This window comes from Rathayibacter sp. AY1F4 (assembly GCF_002931775.1).
In the GTDB taxonomy this organism is placed as follows: Bacteria; Actinomycetota; Actinomycetes; order Actinomycetales; family Microbacteriaceae; genus Rathayibacter.
The window spans coordinates 1-5,073 of record NZ_PSVE01000046.1 but is presented as its reverse complement, the minus strand read 5'-3'; the positions used below and the strand labels follow the sequence as shown (position 1 = coordinate 5,073).

Below are 5,073 nucleotides of genomic sequence, written 5' to 3'. Positions count from 1 at the left end.
GGGTGGAGCGGGTGGAGCGAGGGGGCACAGAGAGGTCTCACGGGTCGGCGGCTCGGCGGGGGACCGGGCTCGGGAGCAGGGGAAGCGGCTATGTCACCAGGCGGGGGTGGGAGACCTGTAAGACGGGCCTCCGAAAGCGCTCCGAATAACAGTACGGTAACGAGCGGCGCGTGTCACGCCCGATCGTGTCCGTCTGTGATTGCTAGACCGCCTAGGAAGTCGTCCCCGGTGCGTAATCGGGCGCATCCGGAAGGCCGAAGGCGCGCTCGAGTGTCTCGATGCCGGAGTCGTGCAGGTACCCGGAGAGCTGGGTCCCGACGTATCGCAGGTGGTACGGCTCCGACTCGTACCCCGTGATCGGAGTGGTGTCGGGCTTGTAGCGCACGAGGAAGCCGAAGCGGTGGGCGTTGGCGCCGACCCACTGCCCCTCCGGAGTGTCGCCCCAGCAGATCTCGAGCGCGCACGCGCCCGACGCTCCCACCACGTCGACCGCCCAGCCGGTCTGGTGCTCGCTGTGCCCCGGGCGCGCACTCGTCGCATCCGCTCCCGCCTGCCCGCGCGAGGACACCCAGCCCGCGTAGACGCTGACCTGGGTGTCGTAGGAGCGGTAGGCGCTCTGCACGGCCAGTGAGAGGCCGGCCTCGGAGCGGGCGGCGGCGAAGAGCGGGACGAGGGCGTCCGCGGTCGCCTGGCGCATCGGCTGCCGGTTGACGTAGGGCACGTCGGGGAAGGTCAGGTCGGCGGGGACGTAGTCGACCGGCGCGAGCGTCCGCAGCTTGTTGACGACGACCCAGGTGCTCGCCGGGTCGTCGACGGACTGCGCGGTGAGGTCGATCCCGGTGGGAGCGGGAGTGGGAGTGGGAGTGGGAGTAGGCGTGGCGGTCTGCTCCGCCGTGGGCGCCGAAGTGGTCGCGGCGGCGGAGGGCGACGGAGCGGGCGGTGCCGTCGAGGGGGTCGGCGAGGGCGCCGGCGCTCCGTTCCCGATGGCGGCTCCGACCCCCAGGGCGGTCAGGCCCGCCGCGGCGGCCACACCCCCGATGACCAGGGCTCGGCGGCGGACGGGGCGCCCACCGGTCGGCTCGTTCTCGTTCGACGTCATCCTCCGAGCCTAGACAGACCCGTTCCTGCGCATCTGCTGAAGCACCGGCGATCGGTTCTGTCCACCCGTGCTCCTCCACGCGGGTCGCGCATATCCTCTAAGGATTCACATAAGCAGACCCCCTAGCTTGAGTGACAGCCACGACTCCGCGTGCGACCGCCCCCTCGGCCGCACGGCCCCCCACGGAGCCGTCGATGGAAGGACCCCATGCTCCGACCCCTCACCGCACCCTCCGTCCCTCTTGCCGCCCTCGCTCGGACGCTCGAGGTCGGCGACGAGGGCAGCCTGACGGCCGAGATCAGCGGAGTGACGCTGATCGCCTCCGACGTCGAGCCCGGCGACCTCTTCGTCGCCCTGCCCGGGGTCAACCGCCACGGGGCCGAGTTCGTCGAGCAGGCCGTGGCCCGCGGCGCCTCCGCCGTGCTGACCGACACCGCGGGCGCCGACGCCGCGCGCGCGACCGGTCTGCCCGTCCTCGTGGTCGACGACCCCCGCTCCCGCCTGGGCGCCGTCGCCGCCGCCGTCTACGGGACGGCCGAGCGCTCCCCCGTGCTGCTCGGCGTGACCGGCACCAACGGCAAGACGTCGACCGTCCACATGCTCGAGGGGATCCTCCGCCAGCTCGGCGTCGTTCCCGGCCTCAGCTCGACCGCGGAGCGCCACATCGGCGACACCTCGGTGACCAGCGGCCTGACCACCCCGGAGGCGACGGAGCTGCACGCGCTCGTCGCCCGCATGGAGGAGGAGGGCGTCGGCGCGGCCGCGATCGAGGTCAGCGCCCAGGCGCTCACCCGCCACCGCGTCGACGGCGTGGTCTTCGACGTCGCCGGCTTCACGAACCTCAGCCACGACCACCTCGACGACTACGGCGACATGGACACCTACTTCGGCGAGAAGGCCCAGCTGTTCCAGCCCGATCGCGCGCGCCGGGCCGTCGTCTCGCTCGACTCCCCCGCGGGCGCGCGCCTCGTCGAGGTCGCCGGCGTGCCGGTCACCACGATCACCTCCCTCCCGGGCGTCGACGCCGACTGGACCGTGACGGTGCTCGAGCAGGAGTTCGGCCGCACCCGCTTCCGGATCGGGAACCGCGAGGGCCGTGCCATCACGACCTCCGTGCCGATCATCGGCACCCACATGGCCGCCAACGCCGGGCTGGCGATCGTGATGCTGATCGAGTCCGGTCGGCCGATCGGCGAGATCCGCGCTGCGCTGCACCGCGACGGCGGAGTGGACGCCTCCCTCCCCGGCCGCACCGAGCGCGTCTCCGGCGACCGCGGCCCCACGGTGTACGTCGACTTCGGCCACAGCGCCGACGCCTTCGCCCGCACCCTGGAGGCCGTCCGCGAGGTCACTCCCGGCCGCGTGGTCATGGTGTTCGGCGCCGACGGCGACCGGGACGCGCTCAAGCGCCCGGCGATGGCCGAAGCCGCCGTCCTGGGCAGCGACGTGCTGGTCGTGACCGACCACCACCCGCGTTTCGAGGACCCGGCCTCGATCCGGCGCACCCTCGTCGGGGCCGCCCGCGCCGCACGTCCGGACGCCGAGATCCACGAGGTCGACGACCCCAAGCGCGCCATCCGCGTCGCCGTCTCCCTGGCGCACGAGGGCGACGCCATCCTCTGGGCCGGCCCCGGGCACCAGAACTACCGCGACATCCTCGGCGTGCGCACGCCGTACTCGGCCCGAGCCGAGGCCCGCGCAGCGCTCCGTGAGGCCGGCTGGGCGGACGAGGCGGTCCCCGCTCCGGCCTGATGCACGGCCCCGGCACGGCGGCCCTGAGATCCCGTTCAGGCTCGCCGGACAATCTGTCGCGCTCTCCGCACGCGGTGTAACTTTGCGCAGCACGCAACGTTTGCGGCGGATCGCCGTGCCTGGACGCGTCCGCCAGACAAGGGGACCACCGTGGCCGACTCCGCCTCCGCTCCATCCGCTCCGACCTCGACGCCGTCCGGCGCCGTGATGTCGCACCGGCAGATCCTGTTCGTCATCTTCGGCCTGATGGCGGGGATGTTCCTCTCCTCGCTCGACCAGACCATCGTCGGCACCTCGATGCGCACCATCGCGGACGACCTCGACGGCCTCTCGCAGCAGGCGTGGGTGACCACCGCCTACCTGATCGTCTCGACGATCGCGACGCCGATCTACGGCAAGCTCTCCGACATCTTCGGACGCCGCCCGCTCTACCTGATCGCGATCGTGCTGTTCCTGATCGGCTCGACGCTCGCCGGCTTCTCGACCTCGATGCTCGGCCTCGCGGGCTTCCGCGCCGTGCAGGGCCTCGGCGCCGGCGGACTCATGTCGCTCGCGCTCACGGTGATGGGCGACATCCTGCCCCCGCGCGAGCGCGCCAAGTACCAGGGCTACTTCCTGGCCGTCTTCGGAATCTCCAGCGTCGTCGGACCGCTCATCGGCGGCCTGCTCGCCGGCACCCCCGAGATCCTCTTCATCACCGGCTGGCGCTGGGTCTTCCTGATCAACCTCCCGATCGGCGCCGTCGCGCTCTTCATCGTCGTGCGGTTCCTCCACCTGCCCAAGCCCGCCGGCAAGCGCTCGGTGCGGATCGACTGGTGGGGCGCCTCCCTCGTCGTCATCGCCGCGGGCCCGCTGCTGCTGATCGCCGAGCAGGGCCGCGAGTGGGGCTGGGGCTCGCCGATCGCGTGGGTCTGCTACATCGTCGGCGCGCTGGGCGTCATCGGCTTCATCGCGGCCGAGCGGATGATGGGCGACGACGCGCTCATCCCCCTCAAGCTCTTCCGCTCGCCGACCTTCTCGATGGCGACCGTGCTGGGCGTCCTCGTCGGCTTCGGCATGTTCGGCGGCATGATGGCGATCCCGCTGTACCTGCAGCTGGTGAACGGCGCCACGCCGACCGAGTCCGGCTTCCTGATGCTGCCGATGATCCTCGGCCTGATGATCGCCTCGATCGTCTCGGGTCAGATCATCTCGCGCACAGGCCGCTACCGCGCCTTCCCGATCGTCGGCACCTTCCTGATGTCGGCCGCGTTCTTCTACTTCACCTTCGTGACGATCGACAAGCCGGTGGTCTTCATGATGGGCGGGATGCTGATGCTGGGCCTCGGGCTCGGGCAGATGATGCAGACCCTCACCCTGGCCTCGCAGAACTCGGTCGACGTGGCGAACATGGGAGTCGCGACCAGCGCCTCCACGTTCTTCCGCCAGATCGGCGGCACCCTGGGCACCGCCGTGATCTTCTCGGTGCTCTTCAGCCGCATCCCCGACACCATCGCCGCGGCCTTCAAGAACCCGGCGCTCGCGGCGGATCTGCAGCGGGCCGCCACCGACCCCGCCGTCGCCGCGGACCCGGCCAACGCCGGGATCCTGAAGCTGCTGCAGTCGCAGGACACCGCCGCGATCGGCTCCGCGCTCGACGGGGACACCTCGTTCCTGAACACCGCGGACCGCGCCCTGTCGGCCCCGTTCCTGACCGGGTTCAACGACGCGACCGTGACCGTGTTCCAGGTCGCGCTGGGCGTGGTCCTGCTGGCCTTCGTGCTCTCGTGGTTCCTCAAGACCCCGCCGCTGCGCGCGAAGTCGGCCATGCAGGAGGCGCACGACCTCGCGGCCGAGGACAGCGCGGAGGAGCTGCGCCGCACGGACCCGCAGCTGGCCGCGCGCGCCGGGGCCGACCTGGCCGCGGGCAGCATCGAGCCGGACGTCCGGACGGACTCGATCCGCACCGCTCCTCCGCGCGACGGGCACGGCGCCCACCGGGCCTGATCGGGAAGCGCCGACGGACCGCGTCCTGCGCTCCGCTCCTCCCCTCCGAGGCGCCGCCTCCGCCGCCCGGACACCGCCCTCACCGCGGTGTCCGGACGGGGAGGCGGCGCCTCGCGGTCGTCCGGGGCGCGATGTCCCGCGTTCCGGGGCGAGAGAGCGCTCCACCGGGGCTCTAGGATGGTCGGACCGCTGCCGAAGGAGTCCGCAATGAGCGCCGCCCCCACCCCCTCCCCCGC

3 protein-coding genes are annotated in these 5,073 nt (G+C 72.1%); 2 read left to right on the top strand and 1 reads right to left on the bottom strand.

Features of this window, described 5'->3' with window-relative positions:
* Positions 1-211: 211 nt before the first annotated feature.
* On the bottom strand, positions 212-1,099 hold the full coding sequence (locus tag C5C59_RS16905; protein WP_104238620.1) for a D-alanyl-D-alanine carboxypeptidase family protein: 888 nt from the start codon (positions 1,097-1,099) through the stop codon (positions 212-214).
* Between the two features lie 207 nt (positions 1,100-1,306).
* Here C5C59_RS16905 and C5C59_RS16900 point away from each other — a divergent pair, with 207 nt between their 5' ends.
* Positions 1,307-2,851 (top strand): Mur ligase family protein, encoded by a 1,545-nt coding sequence (locus C5C59_RS16900; protein ID WP_104238621.1) that lies wholly within the window; start codon positions 1,307-1,309, stop codon positions 2,849-2,851.
* Between the two features lie 207 nt (positions 2,852-3,058).
* The gene (locus tag C5C59_RS16895) at positions 3,059-4,837 is read left to right on the top strand and encodes an MDR family MFS transporter (RefSeq protein WP_104238625.1); all 1,779 of its coding nucleotides are present in this window, start codon (positions 3,059-3,061) and stop codon (positions 4,835-4,837) included.
* Positions 4,838-5,073: the final 236 nt, after the last annotated feature.

Coding starts and splice junctions, on each gene's coding strand:
- C5C59_RS16905 (WP_104238620.1), bottom strand. CDS start 1,099: ATGACGTCGAACGAGAACGAGCCGACCGGTGGGCGCCCCGTCCGCCGC.
- C5C59_RS16895 (WP_104238625.1), top strand. CDS start 3,059: ATGTCGCACCGGCAGATCCTGTTCGTCATCTTCGGCCTGATGGCGGGG.
- C5C59_RS16900 (WP_104238621.1), top strand. CDS start 1,307: ATGCTCCGACCCCTCACCGCACCCTCCGTCCCTCTTGCCGCCCTCGCT.